Raw genomic sequence first — 15,252 nt, 5'->3', positions numbered from 1 at the left:
ATGATTACTGATAAAAAGAAAAAGAAAAATAAATTCCTTCCTGATTTTGAGAAGCAGTCTATTTATTCTTTAAGATATGATGAAATGCAAAATTGGCTTATCGAACATGGCCAACAAAAGTTCAGAGCAAAACAAATATTTGAATGGTTATACCAAAAACGTGTTGATAGTATTGATGAAATGACGAATTTATCTAAAGATTTAAGACAACTTTTAAAAGATAACTTTGCTATGACAACATTAACTACTGTAGTTAAACAAGAAAGTAGAGACGGTACAATTAAATTCTTATTTGAATTGCAAGATGGATATACAATTGAGACAGTATTAATGCGTCATGAATATGGGAATTCTGTATGTGTAACAACGCAAGTAGGTTGTCGTATCGGTTGTACATTCTGTGCCTCAACATTAGGAGGATTAAAACGTAATTTAGAAGCAGGTGAAATTGTTTCACAAGTGCTTACTGTACAAAAGGCGTTAGATGAAACTGAAGAGCGTGTCTCTCAAATCGTTATTATGGGAATCGGAGAGCCATTTGAAAATTATGACGAAATGATGGATTTCTTGCGAATTGTCAATGATGATAATAGTTTAAATATAGGTGCACGTCATATTACTGTATCAACATCAGGTATTATTCCTAGAATCTATGATTTCGCAGAGGAAGATATTCAAATTAACTTTGCCGTTAGTTTACATGGCGCAAAAGATGAAGTGCGTTCAAGATTAATGCCGATTAACAGAGCATATAATGTTGAAAAGTTAATGGAAGCCATTGAATATTATCAAGAGAAGACGAATCGACGAATTACATTTGAATATGGCTTATTCGGCGGTGTGAATGATCAATTGGAACATGCAAGAGATTTAGCGCATCTCATTAAAGGGTTAAATTGTCACGTGAATTTAATACCTGTGAACCATGTTCCAGAAAGAAATTATGTTAAAACACCTAAAGATGACATTTTTAAATTTGAAAAAGAGTTAAAACGATTAGGTATCAATGCTACAATAAGACGTGAACAAGGGTCAGATATTGATGCAGCATGTGGTCAATTAAGAGCGAAGGAACGACAAGTAGAAACGAGGTAAGAGCAATGCTAAATGCACAATTTTTCACTGATACTGGACAACATAGAGATAAGAATGAAGATGCAGGTGGTATTTTTTATAACCAAACCAACCAACAAATGCTAGTTTTGTGTGATGGTATGGGTGGTCATAGAGCTGGTGAAATTGCAAGTCAGTTTGTTACTTATGAGCTACAAAAACGTTTTGAATCAGAAAACTTAATAGAAGAACATCAAGCTGAAGAATGGTTGCGTACAAATATTAAAGATATTAATTTTGATTTGTACAATTATGCTCAAGAAAATCCAAATTATTATGGTATGGGAACGACTTGTGTTTGTGCATTAGTATTTGATAAAACAGTTGTCGTTGCCAATGTGGGTGATTCTCGTGCATATGTTATAAACAGTAGGCAAATCGATCAAATTACAAGTGATCACTCCTTTGTCAATCATTTAGTGATGACAGGTCAAATCACAGAAGAAGAAGCATACCGTCACCCACAAAGAAATATTATTACAAAAGTTATGGGCACTGATAAACGCGTGTCACCAGACTTATTTATTAAGCGCTTAAATTTTTATGACTTCTTACTATTATGCTCTGATGGATTAACAGATTATGTTAGAAATGAGGAAATTCAAGAGGAATTAAAACAAGACGCCTCTTTAGAAGATCATGGTGAGCGTATCATGCGTATAGCATTCGCACATGATTCAAAAGATAATATCAGTTTTATCTTATCTGCTATCGAAGGTGATAGAGTATGATCGATAAACTGATTGACGAACGCTACAAAGTCATCGATAAACTTGGCGGAGGTGGCATGAGCATTGTGTATCTTGCTGAAGATCTTATTCTTAAACGCAAGGTAGCTATCAAAGCGATTTCCATACCTCCAAGAGAAAAGGAAGAAACACTACGTCGATTTGAAAGAGAAGTGCATAATTCATCACAATTGGCACATAAAAATATTGTGAGCATGTATGATGTAGCTGAAGAGGACGACTGTTACTTTTTAGTGATGGAATATATAGAAGGGCCAACATTGTCTGAATATATTCAAAATCATGGGCCTTTAAGTATAGAGACAGCAATTCAATTTGCCCAACAAATTCTTGAAGGTATCAAACATGCACATGATAATAGAATTGTACATAGGGATATTAAACCGCAAAATATACTCATAGATAAAAATAAAACACTTAAAATCTTTGATTTTGGAATTGCTAAAGCGATTAGTGAAACATCATTGACACAAACTAACCATGTGCTCGGGACGGTACAATACTTATCACCTGAACAAGCTAAAGGTGAATCGACTAATGAAGGAACTGACATTTATTCAATAGGTATTGTACTCTATGAAATGCTTGTTGGTGAACCGCCATTTAATGGTGAAACAGCAGTAAGTATCGCCATTAAGCATATTCAGGACACGATTCCCAATATCACTACTGAAAAACGTGAAGAGGTACCACAAGCTTTGAGTAACGTTGTACTTAAAGCAACGGAAAAAGATAGAGCAGATAGATATCGTACCATTCAACAAATGCGTGATGATTTAAGTAGTGCGCTACACGAAAATCGTTCAAATGAAGAAAAATATGAGTTAGATCAAACGAAAACAAAGACAATGTCGTTTTCGAAGGATGAAATTTCTAAAAAAATAGATGATACACCAAAAGAAAAAAGCATTGAAGAGACGATGCAAATTCCAATTATGGATCAAAAAGTCAACCATCAACAATTTCAAAGTATGGAAAGTCCAATTTATGAGCCACCTCGTAAAAAAAGTTCTAAGAAAAAGAAATTTTTATTTGCGTTTATTTTCGCATTATTGTTGATTGGTTTGATTGCCTTTATCAGCATGGCTGTATTCGGTAGTAAATATGAGGAAATGCCAAATGTATCAGGAAAAACTGAAAAACAAGCTGAGAAAATATTAAAAAATCACCAATTAAATCTTGGAGATATTTCGAGAGATTATAGTAATAAATATCCTGAAAACCAAGTTATTAAGTCACGTCCAGGTAAAGGGGAACGTGTAGAACGTGGTGACAAAATTGATATTGTTTTATCAAAAGGACCTGAAACAGTCAAAATGCCAAGTGTCGTTGGATTATCAAAAAATGAAGCCTTGAATAAACTTGAAAAAGTAGGGCTTAAAGATGTTGCTGTTGAACAAACCTATAATGCGAATACGCCAAAAGGTTATATTGCTAACCAAAATGTTGCTGCTAACAAACAAGTGAAATTAAATGATCATAATATAAAGATTTATGAATCACTTGGTGTCAGACAAGTTTATGTTAGTAATTATGAAAACAAATCATATTCTACAGCTAAAAAAGAACTTGAATCAAAAGGGTTTAAAGTAAAGGTTTCTGAAACGTATAGTGATAGTGTGAAAAAGAACAATGTTATTTCACAATCACCTAAGAGTAAATCTATTGATGAAGGTTCTACTATCTCATTAGTCGTTTCAAAGGGGAAAGAATCAGATTCTGATGACGATAAATCTAAGGAAGATGATTCAGAGGATTCATCAGCAAAAGACATAAAAAATTACAATGAATCTGTTGAAGTACCTTATTCTGGTAAAAAAGGAAAAAGCCAAAAAGTAGAAGTTTATATTCGAGATAAAGATAATGATGGTTCTGAGGCTATACAATCCTTTGAAATCAAAGATAATAAATCTATCAATATTCCAATGAAAATCGAAAAAGGCAAAACAGCTGGTTATACTATCAGAGTAGATAATAAAGTTGTTGCAGATAAAGATGTAGGATATGATGATTAAATCTATACAATATAGTACTACAGGTCAGACGGTGAGTTGAAAATAATACTCACCGTCTTTTTATATATAGAAAGATATATAAATAGTTATGATTTTGATATACTAATAACAGTAAAATAAAATTGAGAGGTGTCCTTTTGAAGACTGGTCGAATTGTAAAATTGATAAGTGGTGTTTATCAAGTTGATGTGAATGGCACTAGGTATAATACCAAGCCTCGTGGCTTATTTAGAAAAAAGAAATTTTCACCAATCGTTGGCGATATTGTTGACTTTAATGTTCAAAATGAAACGGAAGGTTACATCCAACATGTTCATGAAAGAGAGAATGCTTTAAAACGACCACCTGTCAGTAATATAGATACATTAGTTATAGTCATGAGTGCAGTTGAACCACAGTTTTCTACTCAATTATTAGATAGATTCTTAGTCATAGCACATTCTTATGGCTTAGATACTAGAATATTAGTTACTAAAAAAGATATGGCTGACGATAATCAAATTGAAAAAATCAATAGTTATTTAGCTATATATGAAGAAATAGGTTATTCAACTCAATTTGTTGGTATTAATGACGATCAACATGCTTTGGTACAAGAATGGGGAGAGGGTTTGATTGTATTAAGTGGTCAATCTGGTGTGGGTAAATCAACCTTTTTAAATCGTTTTAAACCAGAACTAAATCTTGATACTAACGATATTTCAAAATCTTTGAATCGTGGTAAACATACAACAAGACATGTTGAACTTCACGAAACAGTTAATGGGTTTATTGCAGATACACCTGGATTTAGCGCATTAGATTTTGATCATATTGATAAAGATGAACTTAAAGATTACTTCATCGAAATCGCACAATATGGCACACAATGTAAGTTCCGTAATTGTAATCATTTAAAGGAACCGAAATGTAAAGTCAAAGAAGAATTAGATGTTGGGAATATTGCTCAATTTAGATATGAACATTATTTACAGTTATTCAATGAAATTTCAGAAAGAAAGGTACGATATTAAATGACAAAAGTATTACCTTCATTATTATCAGTAGATTTTTTAAATTTAAAGGATGAATTAGTTAAATTGGAAGAAGCAGGTGTAGATGGCTTACATTTCGATGTAATGGATGGACAATTTGTGCCAAATATTTCAATTGGCATACCTATTTTAGACGCTGTGCGACAACAATCAAAGTTACCAATTGATGTTCATTTGATGATTGAAAATCCAGAACAGTATATTGAACTTTTTGCAGATCATGGTGCAGACTTAATTTCTGTGCATTTAGAAGCGACTGCACATATCCATAGAGCTATCGAACAAATTAAGAATAAAGGGAAAAAAGCAGGCGTAGTGATTAATCCGGGAACACCCGTGAGCCAAATTTTACCTATTATCAATGCAGTGGACTATGTTTTAATTATGACAGTAAATCCTGGATTTGGTGGCCAATCATTTATTGAGGATTGTGTGGATAAAGTGTTGGAATTAAATACTTTAAAAAATGAAAAGCAACTCACTTTTGATATTGAAGTTGATGGTGGAATTAATGCAGAAACAGCCGAAATTTGCGTTAAAAATGGCGCTAAGATGTTAGTGACAGGTTCATACTTCTTCAAACAAGATGATTATCAAGCTGTTACACAAAATTTAAAGGGCTGATTGAATATGAAAATCAATTTATTATGTTCAGATAGACATATCCCTAAAGATCTATTTCAACATCATGCTCAAGAAACATGGGCTGGTATTGATAGGGGAGCATTGATTTTAATTCAGAATCAAATTGACCCTGTTTTCTCAGTGGGGGATTTTGATTCTGTTAATAATCAAGAATGTCAACTTTTAGCAACACAATTGAATATTCATCCTGTTAAAGCTGAAAAAGATGATACAGATTTAGGTTTAGGAGTTGCTCAAGCTGTTGAAGAGGGGTATCAAGATATTCATATATATGGTGCTACTGGTGGTCGATTAGATCATTTTATGGGTGTCATTCAAATTTTGTTGAAATCAGAATATATTAATAAAGGTATCAAATTTAAAATAATAGATGAGCAAAATGAAATCATACTATTGACTTCTGGTATGCACAATATATCACCACATGCGCAATATCAATATGTTTCCTTTATACCCGTGAGTGGAGAACCTATATTAACGTTGGCAGGATTTAAATATAATTTGGAAAAGGAAAAGTTAGTAAGGGGATCGACATTAACGATTTCTAATGAGGTTGAAAAACCTAATGCCAAAATAGAAATTCATAATGGTCTTGTGTTACAAATTAGAAGTAAAGACTTGTAGAAAAAAAGAACTTAAAGGATATCCTTTAAGTTCTTTTAAAATATGTCCTCCACATAAGGACTATTTATATGTGCATTATATTTATTAAACTCTAGTAACTTTACCAGATTTTAAAGCACGTGCAGAAACCCAAACTTTTTTAGGTTTTCCGTCAACAAGAATTCTAACTTTTTGAAGGTTAGCGTTCCATCTGCGTTTGTTCGCATTTAAAGCGTGTGAACGATTATTACCAGTCGAAGCTTTACGACCTGTTACGTAACATTGTTTACCCATGAAAGTACCTCCTTTAATAAATATAAATACACGTCACTACTTATATACTTTATTAAGATACCACAATTGTTTAAGATTAGCAATAAATAGTTATATAAATCATGAATTATATACAGAAACGTTTGATAAATTATGATATAATTGTAAGCTGTGGAGTAATATAGTATGATACTTTAAAGAAATAGGAAATTTAAACATTAAAAATTCGAATGAATTAGTAATAATAATTAATGCAGACTAGCAAAGAGATTGCTTATCTATATAAGACAAGAAACACATAACTTTTATTTTCAGGAGGAATATTAATATGACATTAGAAATTTCAAATGATTACGGTAAAATTGATATTTCGAATGAAGTCATCGCCTCAGTTGTAGGTGGAAAAGCTGTTGAATGTTACGGCATTGTTGGTATGGCATCTAGACAGCAAGTAAGAGATGGCATCGCAGAAATTTTAGGCCATGAAAATTATGCAAGAGGCATCAAAGTTCGTGAAGAGGACGGAAATGTTGATATAGACATGTATATTATAGTAAGTTATGGTGTGAAAATTTCAGAAGTGGCGAACAATGTTCAGTCAACTGTTAAATATACATTAGAGTCTACGCTTAATGTAAAAGTGAATTCAGTTAATATCTTTGTACAAGGTGTTAGATTAAACCAAACGGGCAAAAAGATTTAGGAGGACAACGTGAAATGATTAGCAAAATCAATGGTAAATTATTTGCCGATATGATTATACAAGGGGCACAAAATTTATCTAATAATGCAGATTTAGTGGATTCGCTTAATGTATATCCAGTTCCAGATGGAGATACAGGGACAAATATGAATCTAACAATCACTTCTGGTCGTGAGGAAGTTGAAAATAATTTATCTCAAAATATTGGAGAACTTGGTAAAACATTCTCTAAAGGTTTATTAATGGGTGCAAGAGGGAACTCTGGCGTTATTTTATCTCAATTATTTAGAGGATTCTGTAAAAATATCGAGACAGAATCTGAAATTGATGCACAACAGTTAGCTGAAAGTCTTCAAGCAGGTGTCGAAACAGCTTATAAGGCTGTAATGAAACCAGTTGAAGGGACGATCTTAACTGTTGCTAAAGATGCAGCTCAAGCAGCTATTGATAAAGCTGAGTCATCTAAAGATTGTGTTGAAATCATGGAAGCAACGATTGAAGCTGCTGAAAAGTCATTAGACAATACACCTAATTTACTAGCTGTATTAAAAGAAGTTGGCGTTGTAGATAGTGGTGGTAAAGGATTATTATCTGTATATGAAGGATTCTTAAAAGGTTTAAATGGCGAAACGATTGAAGCAAGTAAACCTAAATTAGATACAGATACGTTAGTTAATGACGAGCATGATTTCCATGGCGTGATTAATACAGAAGATATTGTTTATGGATATTGTACTGAAATGATGGTTCGTTTTGGTAAAGATAAGAAAGAATTTAAAGAAGATGAATTCCGTCAAGATATGAGCGAATTTGGCGATTCATTATTAGTAATCAATGATGATGAAATTGTTAAAGTGCATGTTCATACAGAATATCCTGGACAAGTATTTAATTACGGACAACAATATGGAGAATTAATTAAACTTAAAGTTGAAAATATGAGAGAGCAACACCGTGAAGTAATTAAAAAAGAAGCGAATAATCATAAAGATGACACACCACAAACTGTCGAAACAGCTATTATTACTATTTCTATGGGTGATGGTATCTCAGATTTATTTAAATCAATGGGAGCTACACATATTATCAGTGGTGGACAAACAATGAATCCATCTACTGAAGATATAGTTAAAGTCATTGAGCAATCAGAATGTAAGCGTGCGATTATTTTACCAAATAATAAAAATATTTTAATGGCCAGTGAACAAGCAGCAGAAATTGTTGATGCAGAGGCAGTAGTGATTCCTACAAAATCTGTTCCTCAAGGTATTGCAGCTTTATTCCAATATGACGAAGGTTCTTCATTAGAAGATAATAAGAGTCATATGGTTACTGCATTAGATGTCGTTAAATCTGGTTCGGTTACATTTGCAGTGAGAGACACTAAAATTGATGGTGTTGAAATTAAAAAAGATGAATTTATGGGTCTTGCTGAAGATAAAATCATAACAAGCGATGTTGATCAATATACTGCTACTAAACAATTGTTAGAAGCCATGCTTTCTGAAGATAGTGAAATTTTAACAATTATTGTTGGTGAAGATGCAAATCAACAAACAACAGATCAACTTGTTGAATGGATAGAATCTACGTATCCAGATGTTGAAATTGAAAATCATAATGGTCAACAACCTATTTATCAGTATTTATTTGCTGTTGAATAAACATATTTAATGAATAAAACGAGATTGAAAGTATATTCAGAATAATACTCTGACTACTTTTATCTCGTTTTATTTTTGTTAATCATCATATAACAATAGCATTAAGATACTATAGTATATAGTCCGTAAAAATATTATGTAAACTAAAATACATCAATGCGTTTTAATCCACCATTGAAGGAACTAAATGGTAGAATGAATGTATTATTTAAGTGACAATATAGATTAAAGATTAATACATAATAAGGTGATCGAATATGGCGAAAGTCAATTTAATAGAAAGTCCCTATCCATTAAATCAAATTAAGGGTATAGGACCGAAGCGTTTAGCTGTATTACAAGAATTAAATATTAACACTGTCGAAGATCTCATACTATATTTACCTACGCGTTATGAGGATAATACTGTTATAGATTTAAACGAGGCAGAAGACCAAAGTACTGTAACTGTTCAAGGTGAAGTATACTCCTCTCCAACAGTAGCATTTTTTGGGAGAAATAAATCTAAGCTAACTGTACATATTATGGTGAATCAAATTGCAGTCAAATGCGTCTTTTTTAATCAACCTTATTTAAAAAAGAAAATTGAATTACATGGTACTGTAACGGTTAAAGGGAAATGGAATCGCTCAAAACAAGAAATAAATGGTAATAGAATGTTCTTTAATCAACAGGAAAATCTTAATGATACACAATTAGAGCCCGTTTATCGTATTAAAGAAGGTATTAAACAAAAGCAATTGCGTGATCATATACGTCAGTCATTAAATGATGTAGTCATACATGAGTGGTTATCAGATGAGCTCAGAAATAAGTATAAATTAGAAACTTTAGAATTTACCCTTAATCATTTACATCATCCCCAAGGTAAACAAGACTTACTTAGAGCAAGACGTACTTATGCATTTACAGAATTATTTATGTTTGAATTACGCATGCAATGGTTGAATCGATTAGAAAAGGCGTCAGACGATGCCATAGAAATTGATTATGATATTCAAAAAGTAAAATCATTTATTGATAGTTTACCGTTCGAATTAACAGATGCCCAAAAGACGAGTGTTAATGAAATATTTAGAGATTTAAAAGCACCTATTCGTATGCATAGATTATTACAAGGAGATGTTGGATCAGGTAAAACGGTCGTAGCTGCTATATGTATGTATGCCTTAAAAACAGCTGGATACCAATCAGCACTTATGGTACCTACAGAAATACTTGCTGAACAACATGCCGAAAGTTTAATTCAATTATTCGGTGACACAATGAATGTCGCTTTATTAACAGGATCAGTCAAAGGGAAAAAACGTCGTATTTTGTTAGAACAACTTGAAAATGGAACGATAGATTGCTTAATAGGTACACATGCTTTAATTCAAGATGATGTTGCCTTTGACAATGTTGGTTTAGTCATTACGGATGAACAACATCGTTTTGGAGTGAATCAACGTCAAAAATTAAGAGAAAAAGGTGCGATGACCAATGTCTTGTTTATGACAGCCACACCGATTCCTAGAACATTAGCAATATCAGTGTTTGGAGAAATGGACGTTTCATCTATTAAACAGTTACCTAAAGGTAGAAAACCGATTATGACGAGTTGGGCAAAGCATGAGCAATATGAACAAGTATTAACTCAAATGACAAGTGAATTAAAAAAAGGAAGACAAGCCTATGTCATTTGTCCACTTATTGAAAGCTCTGAACATTTAGAAGATGTACAGAATGTGGTAGAACTATTTGAATCATTACAACAATACTATGGTGAAAACAAAGTAGGTTTATTACACGGTAAACTAAGCAATGAAGAAAAAGATGAAGTCATGCACCGTTTTAGTGAACATGAAATTGATATATTAGTTTCAACGACAGTGGTTGAAGTAGGTGTTAATGTACCTAATGCGACTTTTATGATGATATATGATGCTGACCGCTTCGGTTTATCAACTTTACATCAATTACGTGGAAGAGTAGGTAGAAGTGAACATCAAAGTTATTGTGTGCTCATTGCTTCGCCTAAAACTGAAACTGGAATCGAAAGAATGGCGATTATGACACAAACAACAGATGGGTTTGAATTGAGTGAACGAGATCTAGAAATGCGTGGTCCAGGTGATTTCTTCGGTGTGAAGCAAAGTGGTTTGCCTGATTTCTTAGTTGCCAATATTGTAGAAGATTATCGTATGTTAGAAGTAGCAAGAGACGAAGCAGGTGAATTAATTCAATCTGGTGAATTTTTCAATGAAAATTATGATCATCTTAGACATTTTATCGAAGATAATTTACTTGATATGAGCTTTGATTGATAAAATGCTATCATTTAAAACGAGGAATTTAATAACCAATAAATAAATTTATGTATGTATTATAGTTAATTGTTGAGGGATTGAAATAGAAAGTGTTATGATATGTGAGGAATGTTTAAGACTTGGTACTAAAATGAGGGGTGAGAATGTGAAATTAAAGAAAAATGAACGTAGACAGGCGATTCAGCAAGCCATTGAAAACAACCCCTTTATCACAGACAATGAACTATGTGAAATGTTCCAAGTGAGTATTCAAACCATTCGACTTGATCGAACACATTTGAATATTCCAGAATTAAGAAAACGAGTAAAATTAGTAGCTGAACACAATTACGATCAAATTAAATCAATTGAGGCTAATGAAATTATAGGTGATTTAGTTCAATTGAAACCCAATGATACAGCTACATCGATGATTGAAATTACAAGCGATTCCGTTTTCTCTAAATCACAAATTGCACGTGGTCATGTTTTATTTGCACAGGCCAACTCTTTGTGTGTTGCACTTATACATAATCCAACGGTATTAACGCAAGAAAGTGATGTTAAATTTCTGGATAAAGTAAAATTAAATGATACAGTGAAAGCAGTAGCCAACGTAATCAATCAAACGAACAAACATTATTTAATAGAAGTAAACTCTTATGTGAAAGATAAATTAGTTTTTATTGGTAAATTTAAAATGTTCTATATAAGTGAGGATGAATTAAATGGTTAAAATTGCAGTAGATATGATGGGCGGAGATGACGCACCTGGAATCGTACTTGAAGCTGTTAAAAAAGCAGTCGACGATTTTAAAGATTTAGAAATCATCTTATTCGGTGATCAAGAGCAATATACATTAAATCATGGACGTATCGATTTTAGACACTGCTCTGAAAAAATCGAAATGGAAGATGAACCAGTACGTGCCATTAAACGTAAAAAAGATAGTTCAATGGTTAAAATGGCTGAAGCGGTTAAGTCTGGCGAAGCGGATGGATGTGTTTCAGCTGGTAATACAGGGGCATTAATGTCAGCAGGTTTATTCATTGTTGGTCGTATCAAAGGTGTATCAAGACCAGCATTAGTTGTTACTTTACCTACGATAGACGGTAAAGGATTTGTATTCCTAGACGTAGGTGCGAATGCAGATGCTAAACCAGAACATTTATTACAATATGCTCAGTTGGGTAATATCTATGCACAAAAAATTAGAGGCATCAAACAACCATCAGTTTCATTATTGAATATTGGTACAGAAGCAGCTAAAGGTAATACGTTAACTAAGAAAACTTATGAGTTAATGGAAGCACAAGATGACTTCAAATTTACTGGTAATGTTGAGGCGAAAACATTAATGGATGGTAACGTAGACGTCGTCGTTACAGATGGTTTTACAGGAAATATGGTACTTAAGAACTTAGAGGGCACTGCTAAATCAATTGGCAAAATGTTAAAAGAAACATTATTAAGTAGCTTTAAAAATAAAATAGCAGCCTTAGTACTTAAAAAAGACTTAAATCAATTCTCTCAAAAAATGGATTACTCAGAGTATGGTGGTTCAGTATTATTAGGTTTAGATGGTACAGTTGTTAAAGCGCATGGAAGTTCAAATGCTAAAGCGTTTTATTCAGCTATCCGTCAGGCTAAAATTGCGGGAGAACAACAAATTGTACAAACAATGAGAGAAACGGTAGGTGGAACAAATGGGTAAAACAGCGATCATTTTCCCAGGTCAAGGTGCACAAAAAGTGGGAATGGCACAAGATTTATATAATGTAGATGAAAAAGCTACTGCAGTATTAAACACAGCACAAGAATCAGTAGATTTTGATTTATTAGAAACAATGTTTACAGATGAAGAAGGTAAAATAGGTGAAACTGAAAATACACAACCAGCTTTATTAACGCACAGTGTTGCATTATTAGAAGCGTTAAATCATATCGATGCAGATTATACTATGGGTCATAGTTTAGGCGAGTATTCAAGTTTAGTGGCAAGCGGTGTTTTATCATTTGAAGATGCCGTGAAGATTGTTCGTAAACGTGGTGAACTTATGGCTCAAGCATTCCCTAATGGTGTAGGTAGTATGGCTGCTGTTTTAGGTTTAGATTTTGACGAAGTAGATAAAATTTGTAAAGAACTATCAACAGAAGATCAATTAATTGAACCGGCAAATATTAATTCACCTGGTCAAATCGTAGTTTCAGGTCATAAAACATTAATTGATGAATTAGTTGAAAAAGGTAAATCATTAGGAGCGAAACGTGTATTACCATTAGCTGTGTCAGGTCCTTTCCATTCTTCAATGATGAATGTTATAGAAGAAGATTTTGCGGCATATATTAATCAATTTGAATGGCATGATGCAAAGTTCCCAGTCGTTCAAAATTACAATGCTGAAGGTGAAACTGATGCAGAGGTTATCAAATACCATATGGTAAAACAACTATACTCTCCAGTTCAATTTATCAAATCAACTGAATGGTTAATTGAACAAGGTGTCGATCACTTTATTGAAATTGGTCCAGGAAAAGTATTATCTGGTTTAATTAAAAAAATTAACAGAGACGTAAAATTAACATCAATTCAAACACTAGAAGATGTGAAAGGATGGAATGAATAATGGCTAAAAATGCTTTAGTAACAGGTGCTTCACGAGGTATTGGTCGTAGTATAGCAATTCAATTAGCTGAGGAAGGTTATAATGTTGCAGTCAATTATGCAGGTAACCAAGATAAAGCTGAGGCAGTTGTATCAGAAATTAAAGAAAAAGGTGTCGAAAGCTTTGCGATTCAAGCGAATGTTGCTAACGGTGACGAAGTAAAAGCAATGATTAAAGAAGTTGTAAGTCAATTTGGTTCTATTGATGTATTAGTTAACAATGCTGGCATAACACGTGATAATTTATTAATGCGTATGAAAGAGCAAGAATGGGATGATGTGATTGATACTAACTTAAAAGGTGTATTCAATTGTATCCAAAAGGTTACGCCACAAATGTTAAGACAACGTAGTGGCTCTATCATTAATTTATCAAGCGTAGTAGGCGCTGTTGGTAATCCAGGTCAAGCAAACTACGTAGCTACTAAAGCTGGTGTAGTAGGGTTAACTAAATCTGCTGCACGTGAGTTAGCTTCACGTGGAATTACTGTAAATGCTGTTGCACCTGGTTTTATTGTTTCCGATATGACTGATGCTTTAAGTGATGACTTGAAAGAACAAATGTTAGGTCAAATTCCTTTAGCACGTTTTGGTGAAGATACTGATATTGCGAATACAGTTGCATTCTTAGCTTCTGAAAAAGCAAAATACATTACTGGTCAAACGATTCATGTAAATGGCGGTATGTACATGTAATGAACTACATACAGTTCTATAATGATACAAACTCCTAAAAAATGGAAATTGAAAAAAAGAAATTCAACAAGCAATGCAAGTTGGGGTTGGGGCCCCAACAAAGAGAATTTCAAAAAAAGAAATTCAACAAGCAATGCAAGTTGGGGTTAATAAAGAACGGATTACCTGAGCTAAAGCTCATTACGTAGTAGTTGACTGGTTATCCACTCTATGACTAACCTAGTCACCTTTACGGGGGTAATTCTAAAAAAATCAAATAGATTTAAGAATTACTCCCTAAGAAACACTAATCATTTTAATGATAGAGAAGATGAACACACAAGCTAAAGCTTATGTAACGCAGTAGTTGACTGTCCACTCATGTCAAAAGCCATGATTGAACTAGTCAACCTTGCGGGTGCAAGACAACGAAATCTATAGAATTTCTGTCTTGCAACCAAATTCTACTTGTTTTTTATATTCTAAAATGGGAAAATATAATAGTCTATGGATAGACGCTTTTAAAGGAGGTGAATCGACGTGGAAAACTTCGATAAAGTAAAGGATATCATCGTTGACCGTTTAGGTGTTGATGCTGATAAAGTAACTGAAGATGCATCTTTCAAAGATGATTTAGGCGCTGACTCACTTGATATCGCTGAATTAGTAATGGAATTAGAAGATGAATTTGGTACTGAAATTCCAGATGAAGAAGCTGAAAAAATCAACACTGTTGGTGATGCTGTTAAGTATATCAATAGTCTTGAAAAATAATAAACCTATATCTGAGTCGTCATTGCGTCGGCTCAGATTTTTTCTTTTGT

The 15,252-nt window shown here is 33.1% G+C and carries 15 protein-coding genes; 14 read left to right on the top strand and 1 reads right to left on the bottom strand.

The window, feature by feature from the left end; translation table 11 throughout:
* The 6 genes from rlmN to JX000_RS07600 all read left to right on the top strand — a co-directional run bounded on the left by rlmN (nt 1) and on the right by JX000_RS07600 (nt 6,180).
* Nucleotides 1–1,095, top strand: a complete 1,095-nt coding sequence (gene rlmN, locus JX000_RS07625; protein WP_002450591.1) for a dual-specificity RNA methyltransferase RlmN — start codon at nt 1–3, stop codon at nt 1,093–1,095.
* Nucleotides 1,096–1,100: 5 nt separating this feature from the next.
* Complete coding sequence (locus tag JX000_RS07620; RefSeq protein WP_002450590.1) at nt 1,101–1,844, top strand: Stp1/IreP family PP2C-type Ser/Thr phosphatase; 744 nt, start codon at nt 1,101–1,103, stop codon at nt 1,842–1,844.
* A complete protein-coding gene (pknB, locus tag JX000_RS07615; RefSeq protein ID WP_124228363.1) occupies nt 1,841–3,877 on the top strand; it encodes a Stk1 family PASTA domain-containing Ser/Thr kinase in 2,037 nt (678 codons plus the stop codon). The genes JX000_RS07620 and pknB overlap by 4 nt, the downstream gene beginning before the upstream one ends.
* A gap of 137 nt (nt 3,878–4,014) precedes the next feature.
* A complete protein-coding gene (rsgA, locus tag JX000_RS07610; RefSeq protein WP_206140572.1) occupies nt 4,015–4,890 on the top strand; it encodes a ribosome small subunit-dependent GTPase A in 876 nt (291 codons plus the stop codon).
* A complete protein-coding gene (gene rpe / locus JX000_RS07605; protein ID WP_124228362.1) occupies nt 4,891–5,535 on the top strand; it encodes a ribulose-phosphate 3-epimerase in 645 nt (214 codons plus the stop codon).
* Nucleotides 5,536–5,541: 6 nt separating this feature from the next.
* On the top strand, nt 5,542–6,180 hold the full coding sequence (locus JX000_RS07600) for a thiamine diphosphokinase (RefSeq protein ID WP_206140571.1): 639 nt from the start codon (nt 5,542–5,544) through the stop codon (nt 6,178–6,180).
* A gap of 84 nt (nt 6,181–6,264) precedes the next feature.
* Here the strand turns inward: JX000_RS07600 and rpmB are convergent, their stop codons facing one another.
* The gene (rpmB, locus tag JX000_RS07595) at nt 6,265–6,453 is read right to left on the bottom strand and encodes a 50S ribosomal protein L28 (protein ID WP_002435210.1); all 189 of its coding nucleotides are present in this window, start codon (nt 6,451–6,453) and stop codon (nt 6,265–6,267) included.
* A 307-nt stretch (nt 6,454–6,760) separates the two neighbouring features.
* Between rpmB and JX000_RS07590 the strand changes: the two genes are divergently transcribed.
* From JX000_RS07590 to JX000_RS07555, 8 genes are all read left to right on the top strand, one after another.
* On the top strand, nt 6,761–7,135 hold the full coding sequence (locus tag JX000_RS07590; RefSeq protein ID WP_002466916.1) for an Asp23/Gls24 family envelope stress response protein: 375 nt from the start codon (nt 6,761–6,763) through the stop codon (nt 7,133–7,135).
* A 14-nt stretch (nt 7,136–7,149) separates the two neighbouring features.
* A complete protein-coding gene (gene fakA, locus JX000_RS07585; RefSeq protein WP_124228360.1) occupies nt 7,150–8,799 on the top strand; it encodes a fatty acid kinase catalytic subunit FakA in 1,650 nt (549 codons plus the stop codon).
* A gap of 257 nt (nt 8,800–9,056) precedes the next feature.
* Nucleotides 9,057–11,105, top strand: a complete 2,049-nt coding sequence (gene recG / locus JX000_RS07580) for an ATP-dependent DNA helicase RecG (RefSeq protein WP_107532452.1) — start codon at nt 9,057–9,059, stop codon at nt 11,103–11,105.
* 148 nt (nt 11,106–11,253) lie between these two features.
* Complete coding sequence (gene fapR, locus JX000_RS07575) at nt 11,254–11,823, top strand: transcription factor FapR (RefSeq protein ID WP_002450582.1); 570 nt, start codon at nt 11,254–11,256, stop codon at nt 11,821–11,823.
* Nucleotides 11,816–12,802 carry a phosphate acyltransferase PlsX gene (gene plsX / locus JX000_RS07570; RefSeq protein ID WP_002450581.1) on the top strand — a complete coding sequence of 329 codons (987 nt, stop codon included), beginning with the start codon at nt 11,816–11,818 and terminating at the stop codon, nt 12,800–12,802. The genes fapR and plsX overlap by 8 nt, the downstream gene beginning before the upstream one ends.
* The gene (fabD, locus tag JX000_RS07565; RefSeq protein ID WP_124228358.1) at nt 12,795–13,715 is read left to right on the top strand and encodes an ACP S-malonyltransferase; all 921 of its coding nucleotides are present in this window, start codon (nt 12,795–12,797) and stop codon (nt 13,713–13,715) included. The genes plsX and fabD overlap by 8 nt, the downstream gene beginning before the upstream one ends.
* Nucleotides 13,715–14,449 (top strand): 3-oxoacyl-[acyl-carrier-protein] reductase, encoded by a 735-nt coding sequence (gene fabG, locus JX000_RS07560; protein WP_002450579.1) that lies wholly within the window; start codon nt 13,715–13,717, stop codon nt 14,447–14,449. The genes fabD and fabG overlap by 1 nt, the downstream gene beginning before the upstream one ends.
* Before the next feature lie 519 nt (nt 14,450–14,968).
* Complete coding sequence (locus JX000_RS07555; RefSeq protein ID WP_001830184.1) at nt 14,969–15,202, top strand: acyl carrier protein; 234 nt, start codon at nt 14,969–14,971, stop codon at nt 15,200–15,202.
* Nucleotides 15,203–15,252 lie beyond the last annotated feature (50 nt).

The sequence above is a fragment of the Staphylococcus sp. SB1-57 genome (assembly GCF_017086425.1).
Taxonomy (GTDB): Bacteria; Bacillota; Bacilli; order Staphylococcales; family Staphylococcaceae; genus Staphylococcus; species Staphylococcus warneri_A.
The sequence above is the reverse complement of the archived record's forward strand: the minus strand, read 5'-3'. Positions and strand labels throughout refer to the sequence as shown.

Coding starts and splice junctions, on each gene's coding strand:
- rlmN (WP_002450591.1), top strand. CDS start 1: ATGATTACTGATAAAAAGAAAAAGAAAAATAAATTCCTTCCTGATTTT.
- JX000_RS07620 (WP_002450590.1), top strand. CDS start 1,101: ATGCTAAATGCACAATTTTTCACTGATACTGGACAACATAGAGATAAG.
- pknB (WP_124228363.1), top strand. CDS start 1,841: ATGATCGATAAACTGATTGACGAACGCTACAAAGTCATCGATAAACTT.
- rpe (WP_124228362.1), top strand. CDS start 4,891: ATGACAAAAGTATTACCTTCATTATTATCAGTAGATTTTTTAAATTTA.
- JX000_RS07600 (WP_206140571.1), top strand. CDS start 5,542: ATGAAAATCAATTTATTATGTTCAGATAGACATATCCCTAAAGATCTA.
- rpmB (WP_002435210.1), bottom strand. CDS start 6,453: ATGGGTAAACAATGTTACGTAACAGGTCGTAAAGCTTCGACTGGTAAT.
- JX000_RS07590 (WP_002466916.1), top strand. CDS start 6,761: ATGACATTAGAAATTTCAAATGATTACGGTAAAATTGATATTTCGAAT.
- fakA (WP_124228360.1), top strand. CDS start 7,150: ATGATTAGCAAAATCAATGGTAAATTATTTGCCGATATGATTATACAA.
- recG (WP_107532452.1), top strand. CDS start 9,057: ATGGCGAAAGTCAATTTAATAGAAAGTCCCTATCCATTAAATCAAATT.
- plsX (WP_002450581.1), top strand. CDS start 11,816: ATGGTTAAAATTGCAGTAGATATGATGGGCGGAGATGACGCACCTGGA.
- fabD (WP_124228358.1), top strand. CDS start 12,795: ATGGGTAAAACAGCGATCATTTTCCCAGGTCAAGGTGCACAAAAAGTG.
- fabG (WP_002450579.1), top strand. CDS start 13,715: ATGGCTAAAAATGCTTTAGTAACAGGTGCTTCACGAGGTATTGGTCGT.